Source organism: Chitinimonas sp. (genome assembly GCF_041904975.1).
In the GTDB taxonomy this organism is placed as follows: domain Bacteria; phylum Pseudomonadota; class Gammaproteobacteria; order Burkholderiales; family Chitinimonadaceae; genus Chitinimonas.
The window spans coordinates 1-2,503 of sequence record NZ_JAYRLZ010000415.1 but is presented as its reverse complement, the minus strand read 5'-3'; the positions used below and the strand labels follow the sequence as shown (position 1 = coordinate 2,503).

At 57.8% G+C, this 2,503-nt stretch carries 1 protein-coding gene and 1 pseudogene; one reads left to right on the top strand and one right to left on the bottom strand.

Annotation, left to right across the window (positions count from 1 at the left end; all coding sequences use genetic code 11):
* A pseudogene (locus ACE3OH_RS21620) lies at positions 1-367 on the bottom strand (hypothetical protein); the annotation flags it as partial.
* A gap of 310 nt (positions 368-677) precedes the next feature.
* On the opposite strand from ACE3OH_RS21620, the gene ACE3OH_RS21615 reads away from it, so the two are divergent.
* The gene (locus tag ACE3OH_RS21615) at positions 678-2,423 is read left to right on the top strand and encodes a PHA/PHB synthase family protein (RefSeq protein WP_374358161.1); all 1,746 of its coding nucleotides are present in this window, start codon (positions 678-680) and stop codon (positions 2,421-2,423) included.
* The last annotated feature ends 80 nt before the right edge of the window (positions 2,424-2,503 follow it).

The following is a 2,503-nucleotide window of genomic DNA, read 5'->3' as shown; positions in this document are numbered from 1 at the left end:
CAATGGCCGTCATCAACTTGCTGATCGAGGCGATCGGCGTGACGGACTGCACATTCTTTTCAAAGATATGTTCGCCCGACAATTCATTGACCACCAAGGCCGCGCTGGAGTACAGCGCGGGTTCGGCGAAGGCATTCAGGCTGCTTGCCGGTGCCGAAACGCGACGAAGATGGTTTTTGCGGACTTTGCCGGCAGCCAGCTTTTGCGCCTTGGCTGAGGAGCGGACTTTCTTGCCCTTGCTTGCCTTGGTTTGGCTGCTGGCGCCATGCGCCTTGTGCTGGCCGCTACGGCTGGCTTCGACCGGTGCTGCCAGCAGCAAACATGCCAATGCCAACAGATTTGCCGCGGTGGAGAGGCGGAATGTCATGCGACATCTCCGAAAAAGCGTTGAAGCGAGGTTTTGATCATACATAGGCGATTGCCGAAAATCCATGAAAATCAGTAGGTAAGCGAACAAACATCAAGTGCTACCTGAATTGCTGTCCGGCAATATTCACGCATTCCTGCGCTAAGGGCCGGAATATTAACAAAAAACTGCATGCTTACTTGCCTTGCGCTGCCACAAAATCGTCGCTTGTGTCGGCAGGCAACGCATGTCTAAAATGCCGACGCGAACATTTTGCTGCAATGCAACAAGCGATGGCGGTGATCGAGCTGCCACGCGCCAGGAGACTGCCTTGACCCAATCGAGCACTACCGCGTTTGCCGATCCAGCCCGTTTCAATGAATTCCTGCATTCGCTGACCGACACCAATCGCAAGATATTGGAAAGCTTTGTCAACGGCATACAGCCGGCCACCCCGCCTGCTAGCAAGCAGGTGTTCGATCAACTGATGGAGGGCATGAAGGGTAGTGCCGTCCAGCTGGCGCATCTGCAAAGCGGCTATTACAAGCAGCAGATGGATTTGTGGATGGGCCTCTTGGGCGTGGGCGAGGTCGCGCCGGCTGAAAAAGGCGACCGTCGCTTTGCTGCACAGGAGTGGGCCGAATACCCTTTCTTTGACTTCATCAAGCAGAACTACTTGCTCACCTCGAAATGGCTGACCGAGGTGGTCGATGGTGTGCCGATGGATGAAGCCTCGCGCGAAAAAGCTGCTTTTTACACCCGACAATTCATTGATGCACTGTCGCCGGCCAATTTCGCCCTGACCAATCCGGAAGTGATCAAGCTGGCCATGGATACCCAGGGGCAAAGCCTTGCCGATGGCATGAAGCAGCTGGCGCTGGATATGGAGAAAGGCCATATCTCGATGACCGACGAAACCCAGTTCGCGGTCGGCGAGAATCTGGCCATCACCCCGGGCAGCGTGGTTTTCCAGTCCGAGCTGTTCCAGCTGATCCAGTACACGCCGACTACCGAGCAGGTGTACGAGCGGCCCATCCTGTTCGTACCGCCCTCGGTCAACAAGTACTATCTGATGGATTTGCAGCCGGATAACTCGATGGTGCGGCACTTTGTCGCCCAGGGTTACACGGTGTTCATGATCTCCTGGCGCAGTACCACGCCGGAACTCGGGCATCTCACCTGGGATGACTATGTCGAGAACGGGGTGATCAAGGCGGCCGAGGTGGTGCGCGAGATTGCCAAGCAGGACAAGATCAATGTGCTGGGCTTCTGTATCGGCGGCGTGATCCTGGCGACCACCCTAGCGGTGATGAAGGCGCGTGAGCTTGACTGGTTCGAGAGCGTCACCTTTATGACGTCCTTGATCGATCACACCGAGCCGGGCGATATCAAATTGTTTGTCGATCGTGCCCTGGTGGAGGAGCGCGAAGCGCGGCTGGCCGAAGGTGGCGTGATCAGTGGCAAGGAGCTGGCCCGCGCGTTTTCGATGCTGCGCGCCAATGACCTGATCTGGAACTATGTGGTCAACAACTACCTGAAGGGCAAGACGCCGCCTCTGTTCGACCTTTTGTACTGGAACAACGACTCGGCCAATCTGCCGATGCCGATGCACACCTTCTTCCTGCGCAATATGTATCTGGAAAACAACCTGGCCAAGCCCGCCGGCATGCAGGTGTGCGGCGTGCCGGTCGATGTGTCGAGCTACGACTGGCCCGTGTATATTTTCGCCGCGCGCGAGGACCACATCGTGCCGTGGAAGTCGGCCTATCGCGGTACGCAGCTGTGGGGCGGCAAGGCAGTGCGCTTTGTGCTGGGCGCCTCCGGCCATATTGCCGGTTCGATCAACCCGGTGAGCAGCAATCGCCGCAACTACTGGGTGAACGAGAACCTGCCGGCCTCCTGCGATAGCTGGCTGGACGGCGCAGAAAGCCGCCCTGGCAGTTGGTGGCAGGACTGGGATCTATGGCTGCAGCCCAAGTCGGGTAAGCGTGTGGCGGCGCCCAAGACCGCGGGCAATCGCAAATACAGGACGATTGAGGCAGCGCCGGGCAGCTATGTAAAGGCCAAGGCCATTTAAGCCAGGCGCACCGCCGGCACATTTTGCTGTGCCGGCAGCAATCGCATTACTTCCGCAGCGGCGCAGACCGCTGCGTTTTC